This is a genomic window from Pseudomonas sp. 2995-1 (assembly GCF_002742505.1).
Classification (GTDB): domain Bacteria; phylum Pseudomonadota; class Gammaproteobacteria; order Pseudomonadales; family Pseudomonadaceae; genus Aquipseudomonas; species Aquipseudomonas sivasensis.
The window spans coordinates 135,905-157,292 of the sequence record NZ_LJSA01000354.1 but is presented as its reverse complement, the minus strand read 5'-3'; the positions used below and the strand labels follow the sequence as shown (position 1 = coordinate 157,292).

General features: G+C 61.0%; 16 protein-coding genes. 14 read left to right on the top strand and 2 right to left on the bottom strand.

The window, feature by feature from the left end; genetic code table 11:
• Window positions 1-70 precede the first annotated feature (70 nt).
• Entirely contained in the window at window positions 71-322 is a 252-nt protein-coding gene (locus tag AOA61_RS15485; protein WP_099602078.1) for a DUF6124 family protein, read from the bottom strand.
• A gap of 525 nt (window positions 323-847) precedes the next feature.
• Here AOA61_RS15485 and AOA61_RS15480 point away from each other — a divergent pair.
• The 7 genes from AOA61_RS15480 (at window position 848) to AOA61_RS15450 (ending at window position 6,520) form a co-directional block, all read left to right on the top strand.
• Window positions 848-1,147, top strand: coding sequence for a type II toxin-antitoxin system RelE/ParE family toxin (locus AOA61_RS15480; RefSeq protein ID WP_032890654.1), 300 nt, complete (start codon window positions 848-850; stop codon window positions 1,145-1,147).
• 3 nt (window positions 1,148-1,150) lie between these two features.
• Entirely contained in the window at window positions 1,151-1,441 is a 291-nt protein-coding gene (locus tag AOA61_RS15475) for an addiction module antidote protein (protein WP_032890601.1), read from the top strand.
• 97 nt (window positions 1,442-1,538) lie between these two features.
• Window positions 1,539-1,934, top strand: coding sequence for a DUF2946 domain-containing protein (locus tag AOA61_RS15470; RefSeq protein WP_095186039.1), 396 nt, complete (start codon window positions 1,539-1,541; stop codon window positions 1,932-1,934).
• A gap of 47 nt (window positions 1,935-1,981) precedes the next feature.
• On the top strand, window positions 1,982-2,464 hold the full coding sequence (locus AOA61_RS15465; protein WP_032890598.1) for a copper chaperone PCu(A)C: 483 nt from the start codon (window positions 1,982-1,984) through the stop codon (window positions 2,462-2,464).
• 11 nt (window positions 2,465-2,475) lie between these two features.
• Window positions 2,476-2,889, top strand: a complete 414-nt coding sequence (locus AOA61_RS15460) for a DUF2946 domain-containing protein (protein ID WP_099602077.1) — start codon at window positions 2,476-2,478, stop codon at window positions 2,887-2,889.
• Window positions 2,890-2,982: 93 nt separating this feature from the next.
• Window positions 2,983-5,049 carry a TonB-dependent copper receptor gene (locus AOA61_RS15455; protein WP_099602076.1) on the top strand — a complete coding sequence of 689 codons (2,067 nt, stop codon included), beginning with the start codon at window positions 2,983-2,985 and terminating at the stop codon, window positions 5,047-5,049.
• A gap of 88 nt (window positions 5,050-5,137) precedes the next feature.
• Window positions 5,138-6,520: a PepSY domain-containing protein gene (locus tag AOA61_RS15450; protein ID WP_099602075.1), complete on the top strand. Its 1,383-nt coding sequence runs from the start codon at window positions 5,138-5,140 to the stop codon at window positions 6,518-6,520.
• 198 nt (window positions 6,521-6,718) lie between these two features.
• On the opposite strand, the gene AOA61_RS15445 is transcribed toward AOA61_RS15450, so the two are convergent.
• Window positions 6,719-13,966, bottom strand: a complete 7,248-nt coding sequence (locus AOA61_RS15445) for a DUF4329 domain-containing protein (RefSeq protein WP_158234806.1) — start codon at window positions 13,964-13,966, stop codon at window positions 6,719-6,721.
• 245 nt (window positions 13,967-14,211) lie between these two features.
• On the opposite strand from AOA61_RS15445, the gene urtA reads away from it, so the two are divergent.
• The 7 genes from urtA to ureA all read left to right on the top strand — a co-directional run bounded on the left by urtA (window position 14,212) and on the right by ureA (window position 21,387).
• A complete protein-coding gene (gene urtA / locus AOA61_RS15440; protein WP_032890589.1) occupies window positions 14,212-15,477 on the top strand; it encodes an urea ABC transporter substrate-binding protein in 1,266 nt (421 codons plus the stop codon).
• A gap of 137 nt (window positions 15,478-15,614) precedes the next feature.
• Window positions 15,615-17,117 carry an urea ABC transporter permease subunit UrtB gene (gene urtB, locus AOA61_RS15435; protein WP_099602073.1) on the top strand — a complete coding sequence of 501 codons (1,503 nt, stop codon included), beginning with the start codon at window positions 15,615-15,617 and terminating at the stop codon, window positions 17,115-17,117.
• A complete protein-coding gene (gene urtC, locus AOA61_RS15430; RefSeq protein WP_032890586.1) occupies window positions 17,117-18,184 on the top strand; it encodes an urea ABC transporter permease subunit UrtC in 1,068 nt (355 codons plus the stop codon). The genes urtB and urtC overlap by 1 nt, the downstream gene beginning before the upstream one ends.
• Window positions 18,181-19,014, top strand: coding sequence for an urea ABC transporter ATP-binding protein UrtD (gene urtD / locus AOA61_RS15425; protein WP_095186045.1), 834 nt, complete (start codon window positions 18,181-18,183; stop codon window positions 19,012-19,014). Before urtC ends, urtD begins: the two co-directional genes overlap by 4 nt.
• A 356-nt stretch (window positions 19,015-19,370) precedes the next feature.
• Window positions 19,371-20,069: an urea ABC transporter ATP-binding subunit UrtE gene (urtE, locus tag AOA61_RS15420; RefSeq protein ID WP_032890580.1), complete on the top strand. Its 699-nt coding sequence runs from the start codon at window positions 19,371-19,373 to the stop codon at window positions 20,067-20,069.
• Window positions 20,070-20,100: 31 nt separating this feature from the next.
• Window positions 20,101-20,940, top strand: coding sequence for an urease accessory protein UreD (locus tag AOA61_RS15415; RefSeq protein ID WP_032890578.1), 840 nt, complete (start codon window positions 20,101-20,103; stop codon window positions 20,938-20,940).
• 144 nt (window positions 20,941-21,084) lie between these two features.
• Window positions 21,085-21,387 (top strand): urease subunit gamma, encoded by a 303-nt coding sequence (gene ureA / locus AOA61_RS15410; protein ID WP_003171437.1) that lies wholly within the window; start codon window positions 21,085-21,087, stop codon window positions 21,385-21,387.
• Window position 21,388 lies beyond the last annotated feature (1 nt).

Below are 21,388 nucleotides of genomic sequence, written 5' to 3'. Positions count from 1 at the left end.
CTGCCAATAAATCAGTGACTGACACACCGCCATCGGGAGCAAGCCCCCTCCCACATTTTGAACTGCTTTGTTAGCTGCTTGCGGCGGACACCTGCCCAACGCCGCTGCGTACACGATCAGCCAACAACTGCGCCAGCTCAATCAACTGCGCAACGCCCAGCAACTCCTCTCGTTTTCGACCTTCCAGATCAAACGCCAAGTCACAACTCAGCGCGTTAGCCGAGGCGAGTGTTTCGCTGAGGTTGACCAACAGGTCTTCGGTGCTGATGCCATCGGCCACGGTGAAGAGCCGGACGGGGGGATTTGGGGTGGGCTTGATCATTTGTGAAGCTCCGGAGAAGTAAAAGGAGCTGCCATTGATCGCCGCGACGCGATGGGGGTGGCAGCTGTACGCAGGTTCGCGGACCGATTCTCCAGAACACCGGCATACCCGAAGGTATCCCACGCACAGCCGCCATAGCGCCGCACAGTAGACGATAAAAAAGCGCCAACTGAAAGGAGACAATGACGCTTTTGCGTCTGAAGAAATCCGGGCCGCGACGCCCGTCCGCTGCGTTTGCAGCGGTGCGCGAAGACTAGAGACCGAGTGTCCTAGGGACAACCTCAAATCCCTGTCGGAAATTTCTGCTTGTACGAATAACCAGCCAAACGACTAGCTATTTGGCCTCCCTCCAAAAAGTCGATTCCCCCTACAAACACTTCCGAACCAGCTGGCTGGCTCAGCCAAAAGCCCCCGCCCTAACCTCCACCCTCGCGGTTTTGGGTTAACTCCCCGCGAGGGGGCACGCCGTTTCGACAACGTGTCACAGCTTGCCATTTTGTATCCTGAGGAATACGATCCGTGACAATTGAGTTCAATGAAACCACTGAGTTTGTCAAATGGTTGGAAGCAGTTCGGGACCCGTTCGTAAAAGTTCGCGTGATCAAGAGAGTGCGAATGGCTGAAGCCGGAAATTTTGGTGACTGCGAGTCAGTGGGGGATAGCGTGTTTGAAATGCGGATCCATTACGGCCCAGGGTATCGCGTTTACTTCACCCGCCGAGACGAGGTGGTTTATCTGTTACTAATCGGCGGTGACAAATCAACACAGAGCAGAGACATCAAACGTGCAAAGCAAATCGCAATAAATTTTGGTAGCGAGGAATAAATTATGAGCGAGTCCTTTACCCGCTTCGATGCGGCAAAATATCTGAAAACCCCTCTGGAGATGGCTGCATATTTAGAGACCTGCTTTGAGGATGATGCTGGTGATGGTCTATTGATTCGTACCGCTCTCAACGATATCGCCCGCGCCCAAGGCATGACTCAGGTAGCCCGCGACGCCGGCCTCGGAAGAGAAAGTTTGTACAAAGCCCTCTCCAGCAATGGCAATCCCGAGTTCGCGACTATCATGAAAGTCATGAAGGCTTTGGGCCTCAAGCTTCACGCCACAGCGATCTGATAGCACTGCGACACCAAACCACACCACCGCTTTTTACTTATCCCCCCCGATCAGGCTAAATACCCGCCTGATCGTTTAACCCTACGGATTGTCCGCCATGGCCCGTCAACGCTTTGCAATTGCCTGGATCGCCTGCCTTGCAGTGCTGTTCAATGCGTTTGCCATGCCGATGGCCAGTGCGATGCAGCAGGCGGATGACCCGGTCAAGCAATTGCTCTGGGGCAGTTTCTGTTCTTCCAATGGTGCGAGTCTCAAGACCATCGCCCTGGGCAAGCTGGAGATTCCGGCGCCGCAGCAGGATGATCACTCCACCATGCAGCATTGCTGGTGTTGCTCAGGTTCGGCGCCGTTGGTGGCCTTGCCAGGGCATGTGCCCCAGTTGTATGTCACGCGGTTCGATGCGTTCCAGAATCTGCCGTCGTCTTCGCCCCAGCAACCCACCCCGCGCCAGCAATGGCCGAGCCTCAACCCCCGCGCGTCTCCAACGGTCTGATTGTCTTCGCAAGTGAACTGCGTTTAGAACCGTTCTGGAGAACTGCCATGCTCAAATCTTCCCTGCTTCTGGCCGCGTTGTTGCTGCCGGTGTTCAGTGCCGCCAATGCCGAGGACTACAAAGCCGGCGACTTGCTGGTCAGCGATCCCTGGTCCCAGGAATTGCCACCCAATGCACCCACCGTCGCTGCGTATTTCGTGATTCACAACACCGGTGCTGAGCCGGATCGCCTGGTCGGCGTCGCCACGCCGGTGGCCGAGAAGGCCGAGTTGCATGAGCATGTGATGCAGGGTGACTTGATGAAGATGCAACAAGTACCGAGCGTCACCGTGCCAGCCAAAGGTGACCTGACCTTCGCGCCCATGGCCTATCACGTGATGCTGCTGGGTCTCAAAGACCGCAGCCTGTTGGCCGATGGCAAGCAATTCCCCCTGATCCTGACCTTTGAAAAAGCCGGCAAGGTCGAGGTGGAAGTGTCCGTACAGAAAGTACCGCCGATGGCCGGCCACGAGCATAAGCACGCTCAATAGGCCAACACTCGATGGGCGCCCCTCGCGCCAGGCTCTCTCCACACCACCGCGTGAAGCGCGGCAGTTGGATCAGCCTGTTTGCCATGCTGATGATCTTTATCGGTCCGCTGATTTCCCAAGCGATGCCGATGGATCATCACGCCGGTGTGTCGATGTCGATGCCAATGAGCATGTCCATGGACATGCCGGGCGAGCATGGCGAATTCCATCACCCTAAAGCCCCCGACGAACATCACGCGCTCTGGGCCAAGTGCGGTTACTGCGACCTGCTGTTCAGTTGCCCCGCCCTGCCCGGCAGCGTCTCCTACGTCACCCTCAACACCCCGCCGCCGGCCAATGCGCTCACCCCCGCTACGCGCCTGGGTCATGCCCGGCAGAGCATCTTCCCCGGCGCCCGCAGCCGTGCGCCGCCCATCGCCTCGTAAACCCTAAGCACCGTTACTTCACCCCGGCCGACTTTAGACAGACAGCCGCAGGCTGCTGGCCGTGTTGTTTACGATTGATTGATGGAATTTGTCATGTCCAGGTTTTCTGCTGACACCCGTTTGGGATGTACCCCTGTGCTCGCTGTTTTATGCGGCGCCCTGCTGACGCCTCAGGCCCATGCCGAAGAGCATGAACATGAACTGAGCCCCACTGTGATCACCGCGATTGCGCCCAGCTCCCCCCTGACCGTAGTCACGAACCCGAAAGACCCGCGCCAACCGGTGCCCGCCAGCGATGGTGGCGACTACCTCAAGACCATCCCCGGCTTCGCCCTGGTGCGCAATGGCGGCACCAATGGCGACCCGGTGCTGCGTGGCATGTTCGGCTCGCGCCTGAATATCCTCACCAACGGCAGCATGATGCTCGGCGCCTGCCCAGGCCGCATGGACGCACCCACGTCGTATATTTCCCCGGAAACCTACGACACCCTCACGGTGATCAAAGGCCCGCAAACCGTACTCTGGGGGCCAGGCGCCTCGGCCGGTACCATCTTGTTCGACCGCGAGCCCGAGCACTTCGGCGCATTGGGCACACGGCTCAACGCGAGTGTGCTGGCAGGCTCCAATGGGCGTTTCGACAAGGTCATCGATGCCGCTGCCGGTGGGCCTCTGGGCTATGTGCGGGTGATCGGCAACCAGGCCCATGCCGACGATTACAAAGACGGCAACCACGACACCGTTGCTTCGCGCTACGACAAGTGGAACGGCGACGTGGCCGTGGGTTTCACCCCCGACGCCGACACCCTGCTAGAACTCACCGCCGGCCGTGGCGACGGCGAGGCGCGCTACGCCGGACGCGGCATGGACGGTTCACAGTTCCTGCGCGAAAGCCTCGGGCTGCGTTTCGAGAAGTCCAATATCGGTGAGGTGCTGGATAAGGTCGAGGCGCAGGTCTACTACAACTACGCCGACCATGTGATGGACAACTACAGCCTGCGCACGCCGTCGGGCACCGGGATGATGGCCGGGCCGATGGCCTCCAACGTTGACCGTCGAACCCTCGGTGCGCGGATCAAGGCCACTTGGCGCTGGGCCGATCTGCAGTTGATCGGCGGCCTGGAAGCGCAGACCAATGAACACCGCCAACGCAGCAGCATGGGCATCGACACCTACAAAGAGTTGCCCAAGGTCAAGGACGCCAACTTCCACAACTACGGCGTGTTCGGCGAACTGACCTGGTACGCCGCCGACCGCGATCGACTGATCACCGGCGCACGTCTGGACCGCGCCTCGGCCAAGGACTTCCGGCAAACCACCGGCTCCGGGATGAGTGCACGCGCCAACCCGACCGCCGACGACACCCGCGCCGATACCCTGCCCTCGGGCTTTGTGCGCTACGAGCACGACCTGGCCGACAGCCCCACCACCCTCTACGCCGGCCTGGGCCACTCGCAACGCTTCCCGGATTACTGGGAGTTATTCTCTCCCAACACCGGCGCGGTCGGTTCGGTGAATGCCTTCGACGGCGTGAAACCGGAGAAGACCACCCAACTCGACTTCGGCGCGCAATACAAAGCAGACGACCTTGAAGCCTGGGCTTCTGGCTACATCGGGCAAGTGCGTGACTTCATCCTGTTCGACTACCGGCCGGGCATGATGGGCACCACCTCCCAGGCCCGCAACGTCGATGCTCGCATCATGGGCGGTGAAGTGGGCGCGGCGTACAAGCTGACCCGTCATTGGAAAGCCGACGCGACCCTCGCCTACGCCTGGGGCAAGAACAGCAGCGACGGCAAGGCCCTGCCACAAATGCCGCCCCTGGATGCACGCGTGGGCCTGACCTACAGCGAAGACGACTGGAGTGCGGGCGCGCTGTGGCGAGTGGTCGCCGCGCAGAACCGTATCGATCAGAACAAGGGCAACGTGGTCGGCAAGGACTACGACAAGAGCAGCGGCTTTGGCGTGTTCTCGCTGAACGGCGCCTATCGCATCACAAAAAACGTCAAGGTCAGCACCGGCGTCGACAACCTGTTCGGCAAGGCCTACGCCGAGCATTTGAACCTTGCGGGCAATGCCGGCTTCGGCTACCCGGCCAACGACCCGCAAGCTATCAAGGAGCCGGGGCGAACCCTCTGGACTAAAGTCGACATGAGTTTCTAAAGCACCGCAGTAGGAGTCGGCCTTACCGACAGCGGGGTTGCCTGGCAGCCCCACACCTAAGATCCATAGCCTTGCGGAGCACTACCTGATGAAGACTCAAAAAATCTCTTTCTACAACCTGGCCTGGCGCTGGCATTTCTACGCTGGCCTCTTTGTCGCCCCCTTCATGGTGCTGCTGGCCGTGACCGGCATCATCTACCTGTTCAAACCCCAACTCGACCCGCTGATGTACGGCAACCTGCTGACCGTACCCGCAGCCGAACACGCCTTGAGCGCCGACGAACAATTGATGCGCGCCCAACGCGCTTACCCCAAAGGCGCGATCAGCAAATACCTGCCGCCGGCCGACGCCACCAGCAGCGCGCAGTTTGTGATGCACAACGAGGGTCGCGAAGTGACGGTGTTCGTCGACCCTTATCGCGGCACCGTACTCGGTGAGCAGGACGCAACCTACAACCTGCAAGCCATCGCTCGTGCGCTGCACGGTGAACTGATGATCGGCACCACCGGCGACCGCCTCATAGAACTCGCCGCCGGGTGGGGCGTGATGTTGGTCGTGTCCGGTGTGTATCTGTGGTGGCCGCGTGGCAAGTCTTCAGCGGGGGTGCTGTGGCCACGCCTGGGCAGTCGCGGCCGGGTGTTCTGGCGCGACCTGCATGCGGTCGCCGGGTTCTGGGGCGCGGCATTTTTGCTGGTGATGCTGCTCAGCGGCATGACGTGGACAGGCTTCTGGGGCAAGCAGTACGCGGGGCTGTGGAATACCTTCCCAGCGGCGATGTGGAACAACGTGCCGCAGTCCGACCAGCAGGCGCGAGTGCTCAACACTGCGACCCAACAGACCGTGCCCTGGGCCATGGAAAATACGCCGATGCCCATGTCCGGCGACCACGCCGAACACATGAACCACGGCGCCATGCACGCAGGCCCGGCCGCGCCGACCATCCGCCTGCAACAGGTGGTGGATTTGGCCTCCGCACGCAAGGTCGAGCCAGGCTACAGCATCACCTTCCCCACCACCGCCACCGGCGTGTTCACCGTCGCGGTGTTCGCCAACGACCCGCGCAACGACGCCACTCTGCATGTGGACCAATACACCGGCAAAGTCCTCGCCGATGTGCGCTGGGAGCACTACAACTGGGTAGCGCGGACCACCGAGACCGGCGTGATGCTGCACGAAGGCAAGATGTTCGGCTGGGTCAACCAACTGATCGTGCTGGTGATCTGCCTGATGATTTTGCTGAGCGCCGTCAGTGGCGTGGTGATTTGGTGGAAGCGCAGGCCCCAGGGCGGCCTGGGGGTGCCGCCGTTGCGCCACGACCTGCCGAAGTGGAAAACCGCGATGGTGATCATGCTTGGGCTGGCGATCATTTTCCCGCTGGTGGGCACTTCGCTGATCGTCGTATGGGCCTTGGATCGTCTGGTGCTGTCGCGTTTTTTTGGGCCGCGTGAGTCCGCCCCAGGTTCTGCATGAACCCGGCGAGGACCCAAGACAAAGGCCTTCTGTAGCCTTGCTCGCCCCTTGTCCCGCAGCGGATAAGCGCTAGCTCATCACACGTTCTGCGTCATCGTTGCTCGCCGCTCATCGCGGCGAGCAACCCTCCAAGCAAAACAAACGACCGATCACCCAGTACCTTGCCAGCGGCCTGATGCACAAGTGCTGAGTACTGCGTTACAGCTCATCACGGTCACGCAGTTGAAGCGGTTCGTCGACCAAGGGTTCGTTGTTTCCCACCTCTTTGCGACGGTCCTTTAGCACCTCGGAAATCAGCCCCTCGTTATGCCAGTAGCCATCCCGATCGAGTACCGACAGTTGACCGACTCCAGCCAATCGCCTGAAAAACTCAACAGGCGTGAGACTGGCCGCAGACGTCATCAGCTCATTTTCCGGGGATGAAAGCCCCAACACGTATTTCAACAGCGCGCCCCCCCGAGTCATCAGGTAAAAGTTCGTCGTAGAGCGTGACTGAGCCTTGAGAACGCGGATGAAATAAGCCAGGAATGTCGGTTCGATAAAGTTGCTGTTCAGCGAATCATCCTCGGACGCCGCACTCTCGACGGGCGCCGTGTCCCGGTAGGCCAACTGCGCACCCACCACCCGGTACAAGTCCGGAAAATCCGGGTAAGGTACCGGCCCGCTCGCTGGCGGCGACATCGGCTGCACAGGCCCCGAAGGCCCGGTGTAAAACAGGCGGAACAGGCGCGTCGCATCCAGTCCCGGCCACAGCGGCAAGGTGGTGATGAACGATGAGTCGTTCGGGTTGGCCAGGACCGCGGCGACATAGTTATGGCCCTGGATTGCCGACAGCCGACGTTGAACGTAGCGGGCGGCATCGTCTGGATGGGAAAACAACGGACCGCAACCCATCGGGTAATCGAAGAATCCTTCTCCCGTTCCCGGCTGCCAGCCGGGCGTGATTCGTCGCGTACCCGCCCAGACCGATCCCTCGACCAGGACATCAAGGTTGCCGAGTCCAGCCAGCTCATGCACATAGTCAAGCAGCGTGATCTTGCCCTCGTGCAGTTGCTGGCGAAGCGTCGGGAAATGGCTGCGATCGTCCAGCGCCTCGTCCGTTTGCAGGTATTGATACCTGAGCAACGCCCCCTCCGGGCAGGACAGGTACAACGATAGCTGCTTGCCCTTCACACCATGGCGGGCGAAGCGAATGCCATTGTCGATGACCATGGGCGAATGAATCATTTGCCCATGGGGGTCGTGCCCCGGTGTCAGTGTTTCAAGGGCCGCACATAGATAGATACCTTCCAGGACATAACCCTGGGGCAGCAGGCCGCTTGGAAACACCTGCTCGAACTTCCAATAACTGCTACGCACCAGCGGCATCGTCACCATGTACTGCTCTTTGCGCGCGTCCTTGAACACGTAGCCGAACTGCAACGCGGGCCCGTACTGACAGCGTTCATGGGCATAACGCACAGCCGCCCGCTCTTGGGCAAACACCGGACTGAAGGCAGGATCCGCCAGGGCGTTTTCGATCTGAGCCCCAGGCAAGCGAAACGCTTTGGGAACAAACCCCTGAAGTAAACGCGGCGGCCCCCAAACCTCGCTGCCTTCCACAACGCGCAAGCGCCCCGCCTTGCTCAAGCGCTGGACAAACGCTTCTGGCGTGAGCTCTCCTGCGCGGATCTGTTGCTCAAGCGTGTTCTCCAGGCGGTCCTCCCGCACCAGATTCAGGGGCGCCAAATCGTCTTTCAACGTCGCTTCCAGCAACGAGTTGCTGCGGCTGTAACTGATGATGCTGCCGTCGGCGCCGAACAGGTACTCACGGCTCAGGGTGGCATGGGCAGTGGTCAGCACAGCACTGATCACCCGGGTCGAGAGCATATTGCGGTAGATGTCACGTTGCGTGGCATCCAGGGTAAACGGCAGTTCGCGCCCCGGGCTTGAACGGTAGCGCGCCACCAGGGTATGGGCCGCGGGAAAGCCGCCAACCGCTACCATCTCATCAGGGAAAATCCAGGTGTGCTCGAAGTCTTCACGGGGCACGCTGACCGGTTCAGTGGCAACGAACAGACCGTCAGGACGCTTGAGAATCAGGCCGCCGAACAGCCGCCTTCCATTGACAGCCTGAATGCGAGAATGGGCATACCGCGCCGCGTCATCCTGCTCGTTGAACACTGGCCCCAGACGGCGGCGGATAAAGTGGGCGTAGGGTCGCCAGCGCGAAGATTCCTTGCTCACCGTGCCCCGGCGGTCCCAGCATTGACTGGAGTACAGCACCGTCAAATCACCGGTTTGCGCCATCAACGTCACATAGCGGCGAATATCCAAAGTGCCGCTGCGCAGGCTCATCCCCTGCACGCTGACTTCGCCGCCATTCTCGCCGCCACTGAACAGCGAGGTCTTGGCCGGCTGATAGCGCAATAGCGCGCCTTCAAGCGTCGACAGATAAACCGGTAACACGTCGCCGGTATCCGCGCCCGGCAAATGACGGGCATCTTTCTCGGCCCGTTGCAGCAATTGCGGAGTCGCGAAAAAGCGGGTCAGCCAGGCTTCAGAAGAACTCACGCCGCTGGGCAACCATTGCTGGGAATAGAGCATCCCGGCCACCACGAAACCATGAGCGAAATCCCCTCCCTCAAGATAAGGCGCGCCAAGCGATGCGTTACTTAACCGCCCCTCAGACGCCTGCGGCGCCAGCTCGCTGACCACGTATTCATTTTTTTGCGGGTGCTTGAGCAAGTAAGCCGTATACCCCTGAGCCTCCAGGCTGCGCCCATGGCCGCGCTTATGGGCATTGATCGCCGCAGCGTCCAGGGTGGTGAAAATGGCGCTCAACGACGGCGTTTGCGGGGCTACCTGGGCGTATTCGAAATTTGGCGTCCAGTCGTCATAGACTCGCAGGCGCGGCCCCCACAACCGTGTATGGCTGAGCACCCGCAGTTCGCCTGCGTCCGCCAGGCGGATCACGATATCTTGCGGCTTGAGCGCACCGCGTTCCAGGCGAAGACGGTAGCTATCAACCCCCGGCGTTTGACGGGTATTGGCCAGTACCAACGCTTCCTTTTGTGAGCCGCTGGGGATGTAACAGATCAGGTTGTTGGGCGTTCCGCTCAAGTACGCCGGAAGCCCGGACTGGATCACCGAACGGATTTCCTGATCGGCGAACATCGTGACGGTGATCTCAAGATCGGTCAGTGTCCAACCCAGACGGCGCCAACGTTCCAGGTCAGCTTGGGACAGCGGTGGATGGGAACTGTAGCGCCCACAAATGACATGCTCGGCGGGCGGTACGACTAACCCATTGTCGGACGATGACAGCAGCAAGTCTGCGGCAAAGCCATTGCCCTGGAAACGTACCGGTTCGGTGAACGTGAAGCGCTGGTCGGGACGCCGCAGGATGTAGCCGCCATACCCCGCATCACGCCGTATGCCGATGCGCTCGTGGGCGTGCCGCGCGGCATCGTCGGCACTCAGGAAGGTTGCATCGACGCGATCACGCTTGGCCGTACCCAATGGCAGGACTTCACTGTCATACACCACCCCTCGCTCGGTCCAAAGCTGGCCTGTCTGGCGTACCGTCAGCTCGCCCGCACGAATAACACGACGCACAAACGCCCGGGGAGACAACGAACCGTCCATCAACGCTGCCTGGTTACCGTTATCCGTCACCGTGCCGTCAATGGCCACATTGAACAGTTCAGTGGCCGCCTTGGCTTCGGGCGCTTGCCATTGCAACAGCGCCCCGTCGTCGGTGTGCAAAAACAGCTTCAAGCCCATCTCGGCAATCTGCAGGCTCTTCGTGGCGGCCGCCTGATTCATCGCCGTGACCAGCAGTTGAGGGCTGACGAAACGCTTGTACAGCCAGGGTTCCGTGGCGGGTAACGGCGTGTCGGCCAAAGGCGCCGGGGAATAATAGAAGCCCACCACGCGATGATTGGAGGGCAGCCGGGGCTGGCCGTTGTTGCGTACCGGGAACAGCCCGGTCAACGCAGCGCCCAGGGCCGTGGGTTCGGTGGCGACATAGGTCGAAGCCGTCAGGTGCTTGAGGACAACCCCCTGATAGCCGGTCCGGGGCAAACCCGCCGAAAAGCTCAAGGCCACCAACACCGCCGCTTGCGCGGTACTGACGATCGGGGTGAAGAACGGTTGTGCCTGCGCAACCCCGTCGCTGCTCACTGGACTGCGCAAGGTCCAATCCAGAGGCACCTTGCCGCGTACACCGCCCCACACGGGCGAGGGCACCAGCACGTGTAACTCACCGGCTTTTGCCAACCGCCAGACAGCACCTTCGAACGCGGAGAATGGCACGACCGGCTCGGTGCCTGTCAGTTGAGCCTTGAGGCTTGTCTCCTCGGCCGAGCCGCTGCTCACATATTTGAGCAGCGAGTTGACCGTCCCAGACAGGTAATGCACGCGCGCAAAGTTACGATGGGTGATGACAAACACCTGGTCGGCGTTGGAATAAAAACTGTTGAACAGCTCAACCTGATCCACGGTGAAACCGGGGTTGAATTGTCTTATCGAGCCTTCGTCGGCGGGATGGGAATGGTAGAGCGCATGGCACTCGTAGGGATGGGGCGCGATAAAGTTGCCCTCATCGTCCACTGCCAGGATCGTGCTGAAATCGAACAGCACCTGCTCACCGCTGGCCGGATGCGTGGCGAAGTAGCGGTTGCCGCGTTTGAGAATGAGCCCGCCATACTCTTTGTCACGCCGTGTGCCGATCTGGTTGTGTGCCCAGCGCGCAGCGTCATCGGGCTGAATGAAGGCCGGCCCCACCTTCACCTCCGGGACACCGGCAAACGGTCGCCACGCTGCGGTGACCACACCCGCGCGGTCCCACATGCGGTTGGTGGCGAGCACGGTCAGCTCACCGACGGCCGCGACCTGCCGGACATAGTCCTGGGGTGTGAGGCTGCCTGTGAGCAGCGCGTTATCGGCCTCAGGGCTGCTACCGAGGAGTTCGATTTCTGCGGGCGAGAAGTTAAATCGGTAGCGCAACAGCGCCCCATCTGCGGTTTGCTGAAAGAGCCCAAGCGGCTGATCCGGCACCTGCAGGTTAGCGATAAGACCAGCCTGCTGTGCCGCGCTTCCCAAACCCAACGGCGGAAAAAAGCTGCGGTACAACCAGGGTTGGTTCACCGCCACGCGGCCGTGTTCGGCAGGAGGGTCGCAGTAAAAACCAACAATGTGGTGCTCGTCCGGCAACAGGTAATTGCCGTCCGCATCCGTCGATAACAGGTGGCTCACATAAAAGCGTGGCTCGTCGAGGAGGTGGGCCTGGGTCGCGACGAATTCATCCTTGCCATCGCGCTTGAGCACCAGCCCAAGGCGCCAGGACGTCTTGGCGCCGCTGCCGAGCGCCACGCCCGCTTGAATGGCATCGCTGACCGTGGCGCAGACGTGGGACAACAGCGGCAACAAACCCGGCGCTGGCGCAGCGAACGCCTGATAGGGCTGCCAGCTCTGCGGAACCACCCCCCGAGAGCCGCCCCACAACGGGTTGCTGGTGACAAAGCTCAACTCACCCACCGCGAGCATTTTTTTAACGTGACCTTCTATCGAACCATCCGTCCCCCACGCTGCCTCGCTGACCTTGCCCAAAATCCACTTGGCGTATTGCGCCTCAGCGAACGACCCACTGGGGCGATAGCGCACCAGAGAATCATCGGGACCCGACAAGTAAGACAATGCAAAGTTGTGCTGATAGGTGATATCCCCAGCGGCATCCCATGGAGAAAAGAAATTCAGATAGGCCTTCACCTGATGCTCGGACATCTTCGGGTTGGCACTGGCAACCTGTTCGTAATCCGCCGGATGGGAATGATAAAGCCCGGCGCGGCGGTAACCAGCAATCGGCAAGAAACTGCCATCCTCGCGGGTGCTGAGGACGTCGCGGATGTCAAACTCAAGCCCCTGACCACTGACCGGCTCTGTGGCAAAAAAATACCCTTGCAGGTTGCGCAGAATAACACCGCCGTACTCACGATCACGCCGTGCACCAATACGCCGGTGCGCCCACAACGCTGCGTCATCGGCATGAATAAAGGCCGGGCTCAATGCGGGCAGCGTCACCGATGTGCCGCCGGAGCCCGGCGTGGTGGTAGATGTGGGCTGTGTAACGGTCTTGTCCGGCACCCAGTTCTCATCGACGACACCGGCCACACTCCACAATGCGCTGGTCTGCTCCACGCTCAGTTGCCCGGTGCTCGCCACCCGCCGTACAAAGTCGCGCGGGCTCATCTGGCCGCTCAACAGCGCGGCGTCCAAACCGTCATCCACGACAGAGCCATCCGCCTCAACCTTGAACAGTGCCGCTTCGGCACTGGTCAGGGAGCAGCGGTATTTGAGCAACGCTCGCCCCTGGGTACGGTAATAAATCGACACGCCCAAGGCCTGATCCACCGTCTCCAGCGTGTGCGCCTGGTAGATGCCGAGCGCCAGCGCCCGTGGCGCGAAGAATGCCTGGTAGAGCTCTGGCTCCTGGACGGGGAGCACGGTCGCCGGTGGCGTTGGCCCCAGGTAGAAACCCGCTACCCCATAATCGGCGGGCAATGCGAACTTGCCCTCGCGACTGGGGAACAGTTGCCGCAAGAAAGGCTGGTGAGGGTCGAGGGTCCTACCGACAGTGGCGATATAGGCCTCCTTGTCGCGAGCCTTGAGCAACACGCCGCCAGCACCACCGCCGGCGAGGGCCGAGCGAATGGCCTTGGTAGCTTGATCGAAGACGGCGGTAAACAAGGGCAACTCGGTCAACGTGGAGGAACTGAAGGGTTCGAACACCACCCAGTTCGCCGGCACCTTACCGAAAGAACCGCCCCACAGTGCAGTAGGCACAATCAGGCTCAGCTCGCCCAGCGTGGAGACCTTTTTCACAAACTCATTGAAGGGCCCATACACCCCCACCCGACTGCCGGCCGGTTTTCCCGCCCGCAGCCACAGTGCGAAGCTGCGCTCCGGGGACGAACCGCTGGGCGCGTAGCGAATCAGTGAGCCGTCCGGCCCCGATAGATACGCCGCCGGAAAGAATTCGCGATCATCCACATCGTGGCTGAAATCCGAACTGGAAAAAAAACCGAGAAACGCCTTGGCCATTCGCTCGTCGAACGACGGATTGCGCTCGCGGATCAACGCGTGCTGGGCCGGGTGCGAATGGTAACTGGCGACGCAGGTGTAGCCCCTGGGTTGCTGGTAATAACCTTGGGCGCTGATGCCCAGAACGTTGAGCAGATCGAACTGCATGCCATCCCCTGGCACCGGATCGGTGGCGAAGTATTTACCGGCGGGGTTTTTCAGGATGACGCCGCCGTACTCGCGGTCACGGCGGTCGCCGATTTTCCGATGGGCCCAGTAGGCGGCGTCGGCCTCATGCACAAACGCCGGGCTTAACGGCGGCAAGCGCGACGCTCCCCTCCCGGCACCGGCAGCGCGTTCCTGGCGTGATAATCGAATAGCCATACACATTCCTTTTGACTGAGTGTTGGCGGCCATTCTTGTACCTCTGGGAAGGCGTCGAGCGGTAAGTAGTTAGCCCGCACCGTTAGCGTGCGCCAGCGCGCACATCATCCGGCTCAAAGCCCCGATCTGGTGCGCGAAATCCTGGGCAAAACGTCAAGCACGCGTGAATGCATCGCGTCAGCACTGATAGGCACAGCCCTTGCAGTTGCTCCCCCATAACAACATTGACCTATGGAGACCGCACCATGAAGCGTCGCAGCTTGATCAAGGCTTTCACCCTGTCGGCATCCATTGCCGCCATGGGCATGACCTGGACTATCCAGGCCGCCGAGACCATTAAGGTCGGCATCCTGCATTCGCTGTCCGGGACCATGGCCATCTCGGAAACGTCCCTCAAGGACATGGCGCTGATGACCATCGACGAGATCAACGCAAAGGGTGGGGTGAACGGCAAGATGCTTGAACCGGTGGTCGTGGACCCAGCCTCGAACTGGCCGCTGTTCGCTGAAAAAGGCCGCCAGTTGCTGACCCAGGACAAGGTCGCGGTGGTGTTCGGTTGCTGGACGTCGGTGTCGCGTAAATCGGTGTTGCCAGTGTTCGAAGAACTCAATGGCCTGCTGTTCTACCCGGTGCAATACGAAGGTGAAGAGATGTCGCCCAACGTGTTCTACACCGGTGCGGCGCCGAATCAGCAAGCGATCCCGGCGGTGGAATACCTGATGAGCGAAGAAGGCGGCAGCGCCAAGCGCTTCTTCCTGCTGGGCACCGACTACGTGTACCCGCGCACCACCAACAAGATCCTGCGCTCGTTCCTGCATTCCAAAGGCGTAGCGGATAAAGACATCGAAGAGGTCTACACCCCGTTCGGCCACGCCGACTACCAGACCATCGTTGCCAACATCAAAAAATTCTCCGCCGGCGGCAAGACCGCTGTGATCTCCACCGTGAATGGCGACTCCAACGTGCCGTTCTACAAGGAGCTGGCCAACCAGGGCCTGAAAGCCACCGACGTACCGGTCGTGGCGTTCTCCGTGGGCGAAGAAGAACTGCGCGGCATCGACACCAAGCCGTTGGTGGGCAACCTCGCCGCGTGGAACTACTTCCAGTCGGTGGAGAACCCGGTCAACCAGAAATTCGTCGCAGACTGGAAAGCCTACGCCAAGAAACACAACCTGCCGGGCGCGGACAAAGCCGTGACCAACGACCCGATGGAAGCCACCTATGTGGGCATCCATATGTGGGCCCAGGCAGCAGAGAAAGCCAAGTCCACCGACGTCGACAAAGTACGTGAAGCCCTGGCCGGCCAGACCTTCGCCGCGCCGTCCGGCTTTACCCTGACCATGGATAAGACCAACCACCACCTGCACAAGCCGGTGATGATCGGTGAGATCCAGGCGGACGGGCAGTTCTCGGTGGTGTGGCAGACCCAGGAGCCGATCCGCGCCCAGCCGTGGAGCCCGTACATTCCTGGCAATGACAAAAAACCGGATCACGCTGTGAAGAGCAACTAAAGCCGTACCACAAGTTAAATGTGGGAGGGGGCTTGCCCCCGACGGCGGTAAGTCAGTGACAGAAGTATCACCTGACACTCTGCTATCGGGGGCAAGCCCCCTCCCACACTGTCCACGCATGATCAGGACATTTGTTTATGCCCACTGCCCTCACACGCTACTTCCTGACGCTGCTGCTGTTGCTGCCCCTGGCCGCACACGCCAGCGACGCCGAAGACTTCCAGGCCGCCAACCCGACGCAACAAGCCAAGCTACTCCAGGACTGGGCTGCAAAGCCTGACCCGGCGCGCATCGAGTTGGTGGACGCCCTGCAACAAGGTCAGATTACGGTCAATGGCGAAACCAAAACCGTGCGCCTGAACAACCGCCTGCGCGGCTTGATCGATAACGTGCAAGCCAGCCAGCAACTGCTCGCCGCCGACCCCAAGGTGCGCTTGGCGGCTGCGCAAACGCTGCAAAAAACCGCGCAACCTGCGCAGCTCAAATTCCTCGACCAGCAAGTTGCCGCCGAAACCGACGAAGGCGTGCACACCGCCCTGAGCCTGGCCCTGGCCAACCTGCAACTGGTCGACACCGACCCGGCCGTGCGCCTGGCTGCCGTGCGCTTGCTTGGCAGCACCGGCGACCCGCTGGCCCGCACGCGCCTTGAAGCCCTGCTCGCACCTGGCGTCGAAACCGATGCCGCCGTGCACACCGCCGCCGAAACCAGCCTGGCCCAGGTCAAACGCAAATTGATGTTTGGCGAAATCCTCGGCCAGGCCTTCAGCGGCATGTCCCTGGGCTCGATCCTGCTGCTCGCGGCCCTGGGGCTGGCGATCACCTTCGGCCTGCTCGGCGTGATCAACATGGCCCACGGCGAGATGCTGATGCTCGGCGCCTATTCCACCTACGTGGTGCAACTGCTGATGCAGCGCTACGTGCCTGCGGCCATCGAGTTCTACCCGCTGATCGCGCTGCCGGTGGCGTTTTTCGTCACCGCCGCGATCGGCATGGCCCTCGAGCGCACGGTGATTCGTCACCTGTACGGCCGGCCATTGGAAACCCTGCTCGCCACCTGGGGCATCAGCCTGATGCTGATCCAGGCCGTGCGCCTGGTGTTCGGCGCGCAGAACGTCGAAGTGGCCAACCCTGAATGGTTGTCCGGCGGTATCCAAGTGCTGCCCAACCTGGTGCTGCCTTACAACCGCATCGTGATCATCGCCTTCGCACTGTTTGTCGTCGTCCTCACTTGGCTGCTGCTCAACAAGACGCGCCTGGGCCTCAACGTGCGCGCCGTCACCCAGAACCGCAACATGGCCGCCTGCTGCGGCGTGCCCACCGGGCGCGTGGACATGCTCGCCTTTGGCCTGGGCTCGGGCATCGCCGGGTTAGGCGGCGTCGCGCTGAGCCAGATCGGCAACGTTGGCCCGGACTTGGGCCAGAGCTACATCATCGACTCGTTCCTGGTGGTGGTATTGGGCGGTGTCGGCCAGTTGGCCGGTAGCGTCACGGCGGCCTTCGGCCTGGGTATCGCCAACAAGATTCTGGAACCGCAGATCGGCGCCGTGCTCGGCAAGATCCTGATCCTCGCGCTGATCATTCTGTTTATCCAGAAACGCCCGCAAGGACTCTTCGCACTGAAAGGACGGGTGATCGACTGATGAACCAGCCATTGATGCTTACGGCCGCGCAAAAGGCCGGCCCCAAGGCGACGATTGCCACCGGTGTGATCATCCTGATCCTGCTGCTGGCCTTGCCGCTGTGCTCGCTGCTCTCGCCGGAAAACCCGCTGCATGTCTCGGCCTACACCCTGACGCTGGTGGGCAAGATCCTCTGCTACGCCATCGTTGCCCTGGCCCTGGATCTGGTGTGGGGTTACGCCGGGATGCTGTCCCTCGGTCACGGTTTGTTCTTCGCCCTCGGCGGTTATGCAATGGGCATGTACCTGATGCGCCAGGCGTCCGGCGATGAGCTGCCGGCGTTCATGACCTTCCTGTCGTGGACCGAATTGCCCTGGTATTGGGCTGGCACCGATCACTTCCTCTGGGCGCTGTGCCTGGTGGTATTGGCCCCGGGTGTGCTCGCTTTGGTGTTCGGTTTCTTCGCTTTCCGTTCGCGGATCAAGGGCGTGTATTTCTCGATCATGACCCAGGCCCTGACCTTCGCCGGGATGCTGTTGTTCTTTCGCAACGAAACCGGGTTCGGCGGCAACAACGGCTTTACCAACTTTCGCAGCATCCTGGGTTTTGGCATTACCGAGCCGGGCACACGGGCAGCGTTGTTCCTGGCCACGGTGCTGCTGTTGGTCGCCAGCCTGTACATCGGCTGGCGCCTGGCCCAGAGCAAGTTCGGCCGGGTGCTGACCGCCCTGCGCGACGCGGAGAACCGCCTGATGTTCTGTGGCTACGACCCGCGTGGTTTCAAGCTGTTTGTGTGGGTGTTGAGTGCGGTGCTGTGCGGTTTGGCCGGCGCCTTGTACGTGCCACAAGTGGGCATCATCAACCCGAGTGAAATGTCGCCGACCAACTCCATCGAAGCCGCCGTGTGGGTGGCCTTGGGCGGGCGCGGCACCTTGATCGGCCCGCTGCTCGGCGCCGGTGTGGTCAATGGCATGAAGAGCTGGTTCACCGTGGCCTTTCCGGAATACTGGCTGTTCTTCCTCGGGGCGCTGTTCATCATCGTCACCCTGTACCTGCCCAAGGGCGTTATCGGCTTGCTGAAGAAATGAGGAACGTCATGCTCGAACCTATTTTTGACGCGGGCAGCGGCCGCGATGCCATCGGCATCGGCCAGGCCGCGGGCAAGGGCCTCAACACCCGCCATGGCACCATCCTGACCCTGGAAGACATCAGCGTCAGCTTCGACGGTTTCAAGGCACTCAACGACTTGAATCTCTACATCGGCGTCGGTGAACTGCGCTGCATCATCGGCCCCAACGGCGCGGGCAAGACCACGATGATGGACGTGATCACCGGCAAGACCCGGCCCAGCCACGGCAATGCCTGGTTCGGCGAAACCCTGGACCTGACCAGCATGAGCGAAGTGCAAATCGCCCAAGCTGGTATCGGCCGCAAGTTCCAGAAGCCAACGGTGTTCGAAGCCTTGAGCGTGTTCGAAAACCTGGAGCTGGCGCAGAAGACCGACAAGTCGGTGTGGGCCAGCTTGCGTGCACGCTTGAGTGGCGAGCAGAAAGACCGGATTGATGAAGTGCTCGATACCATCCGCCTCACTGCCTCGGTGCATCGCCCCGCCGGGTTGCTGTCCCACGGCCAGAAGCAGTTCCTGGAAATCGGCATGCTGCTGATGCAAGACCCGCAACTGTTGCTGCTGGACGAACCGGTGGCGGGCATGACCGACGCCGAAACCGAATTTACTGCCGAACTGTTCAAGCGCCTGGCGGGCAAGCATTCGCTGATGGTGGTGGAGCACGACATGGGCTTTGTCGGCTCGATTGCCGACCATGTGACGGTGTTGCACCAGGGCAGCGTGCTGGCCGAAGGGTCGCTGGAACAGGTGCAGGAAAATGAGCGGGTGATCGAGGTGTATCTCGGTCGCTGAACAGCTTCAGGCGGATGCGAAAATGTGTGTTGCGCAGGACTGACTATGTGCTGAGTAGGACTTTGTGGTTAGCAGGACTATTTGCTGAGCAGGACTATGTGGTGAGCGGGCTTGCCCCGCGCTGGGTCGCGAAGCGGCCCCAGAACCAGGCAATGAGTTTTACCTGATAGAACGCGGTGAATGGGAAAGGGGCCGCTTCGCGGCCCAGCGCGGGGCAAGCCCGCTCACCACAAAAAGCCCGCTCACCACAAAAGTCGGTTCACCATAAAAGCCAGCTCACCATAAAAGTCGATTCATCACAGAAGTCGATTCACCATAAAAGCCAGCCACCGGCACGATTTGAGGAGGGTTTGAACATGCTGCAAGTCGACAAGCTGCACCAGTATTACGGCGGTAGCCACATCCTGCGCGGGCTCTCGTTTGACGTGAAGATCGGCGAAGTCACCTGCCTGCTCGGCCGTAATGGCGTGGGCAAGACCACCCTACTCAAGTGTTTGATGGGGTTGCTGCCCGCCAAAGAGGGTGCGGTGAACTGGGAAGGCAAGGCCATCACCGGTTTCAAACCGCACCAGCGCGTGCACGCCGGTATCGCCTACGTGCCTCAAGGCCGGGAGATTTTCGGGCGGCTGACAGTGGAAGAAAACTTGTTGATGGGCCTGTCGCGCTTCCCGGGTTCCGAGGCCAAGGAAGTGCCGGCGTTTATCTACGAACTGTTCCCGGTATTACTGCAAATGAAGCATCGGCGCGGCGGTGACTTATCCGGCGGCCAGCAGCAACAGCTTGCTATCGGGAGAGCCCTCGCCAGCCGTCCGCGCCTGTTGATTCTCGATGAGCCCACCGAAGGCATCCAACCGTCGGTGATCAAAGAGATCGGCGCCGTGATCAAAAAGCTTGCAGCGCAGGGCGATATGGCGATTCTGTTGGTGGAACAGTTCTACGACTTCGCCGCTGAACTGGCCGACCAGTACCTGGTGATGTCACGGGGCGAAATCGTGCAGCAGGGCCGTGGAGAAAATATGGAAAGCGAGGGTGTACGCGGTCTCGTAACCATCTAATCTGTAGCGTCCTAACGATAAGCATAAAGACATGAACCTGCCCGTTACCCCTGCCCTGTTCACCCCCAGCTGGCACGCCGAGCTGGAACTCGGCTATGCGCGTTTCGGCGACACCACGCGCCCGGTGATGCGCCGCCACCTCGGCCCGCTGCGGGTGCAAAAGCACCTGTATGCCGAAGGCCCCGAGGTGTGCCAGCACATCATCGTGCACCCGCCCGGCGGGATTGCCGGTGGGGATCGCCTGGACATCAGCGCCCACGTCGCCGAGGGCGCCTGGGCCCAATTGACCAGCCCTGGCGCGGCCAAGTGGTACCGCGCCAGCGGCCCGGCCTTCCAGCAACTCGAACTGACTGTCGAAGCCGGCGCCACCCTGGAATGGCTGCCCCAGGAAACCATCGTATTCAGCGCCGCCCAGGCCGAACTCACCACGCGCATCGACCTACAAGGCGATGCCCGATTGTTCTACTGGGACGTGATCGCCCTGGGCCGTCCGGCCAGTGGCGAGCGCTTCGACTTGGGGCACTTTCAATCGCACCTGGATATCCGCCGCGACGGCCAGTTGCTCTGGCATGAACGCCAGCGCATTGTCGGCGCCGATGGGTTGCTCGACTCGCCCATCGGCCTGGACGGGCAGCCGGTATTTGCCACCCTGTTGGTGACTGGCGAAATCACCCCTGAATTGCTTGAGCAATGCCGCGCTCTGCCGAATGCAGTACGCGGCGACCTGACCCAATTACCCGGCTTGCTGGTCGCCCGCTGCCTGGCCAGTGAAGCGCTGCTGGCGCGGGGATGGTTGATTGATTTATGGAAATTGTTACGTCCCGCTCTGTTTGGGCGAGAGGCGGTCGCACCACGAATCTGGAGCACATGAAGATCAACATGTGGGAGGGGGCTTGCTCCCGATAGCGGTGGGTCAGTGACAGATGTATTGCCTGGCATTCCCCATCGGGGGCAAGCCCCCTCCCACAGGGGATCTGCGGTGTTTTTATGAATGATGTTTGAAGGACCTTGAACCATGGACCTGACCCCACGGGAAAAAGACAAACTGCTGATCTTCACCGCAGGCTTAGTGGCCGAGCGCCGCCTGGCGCGCGGTGTGAAGCTCAACTACCCGGAAACCATCGCCTATATCTCCGCCGCCTTGATGGAAGGCGCCCGCGATGGCCGCACCGTTGCCGACTTGATGCACTACGGCACCACCCTGCTCAGCCGTGAACAGGTGATGGAAGGCATCCCGGAAATGATCCCGGATATCCAGGTGGAAGCGACCTTCCCGGACGGCACCAAACTGGTCACCGTCCACCAACCCATCGCCTGAG

Coding starts and splice junctions, on each gene's coding strand:
- AOA61_RS15485 (WP_099602078.1), bottom strand. CDS start 322: ATGATCAAGCCCACCCCAAATCCCCCCGTCCGGCTCTTCACCGTGGCC.
- AOA61_RS15475 (WP_032890601.1), top strand. CDS start 1,151: ATGAGCGAGTCCTTTACCCGCTTCGATGCGGCAAAATATCTGAAAACC.
- AOA61_RS15470 (WP_095186039.1), top strand. CDS start 1,539: ATGGCCCGTCAACGCTTTGCAATTGCCTGGATCGCCTGCCTTGCAGTG.
- AOA61_RS15465 (WP_032890598.1), top strand. CDS start 1,982: ATGCTCAAATCTTCCCTGCTTCTGGCCGCGTTGTTGCTGCCGGTGTTC.
- AOA61_RS15460 (WP_099602077.1), top strand. CDS start 2,476: ATGGGCGCCCCTCGCGCCAGGCTCTCTCCACACCACCGCGTGAAGCGC.
- AOA61_RS15455 (WP_099602076.1), top strand. CDS start 2,983: ATGTCCAGGTTTTCTGCTGACACCCGTTTGGGATGTACCCCTGTGCTC.
- AOA61_RS15450 (WP_099602075.1), top strand. CDS start 5,138: ATGAAGACTCAAAAAATCTCTTTCTACAACCTGGCCTGGCGCTGGCAT.
- AOA61_RS15445 (WP_158234806.1), bottom strand. CDS start 13,966: ATGGCTATTCGATTATCACGCCAGGAACGCGCTGCCGGTGCCGGGAGG.
- urtA (WP_032890589.1), top strand. CDS start 14,212: ATGAAGCGTCGCAGCTTGATCAAGGCTTTCACCCTGTCGGCATCCATT.
- urtB (WP_099602073.1), top strand. CDS start 15,615: ATGCCCACTGCCCTCACACGCTACTTCCTGACGCTGCTGCTGTTGCTG.
- urtC (WP_032890586.1), top strand. CDS start 17,117: ATGAACCAGCCATTGATGCTTACGGCCGCGCAAAAGGCCGGCCCCAAG.
- urtD (WP_095186045.1), top strand. CDS start 18,181: ATGAGGAACGTCATGCTCGAACCTATTTTTGACGCGGGCAGCGGCCGC.
- urtE (WP_032890580.1), top strand. CDS start 19,371: ATGCTGCAAGTCGACAAGCTGCACCAGTATTACGGCGGTAGCCACATC.
- AOA61_RS15415 (WP_032890578.1), top strand. CDS start 20,101: ATGAACCTGCCCGTTACCCCTGCCCTGTTCACCCCCAGCTGGCACGCC.
- ureA (WP_003171437.1), top strand. CDS start 21,085: ATGGACCTGACCCCACGGGAAAAAGACAAACTGCTGATCTTCACCGCA.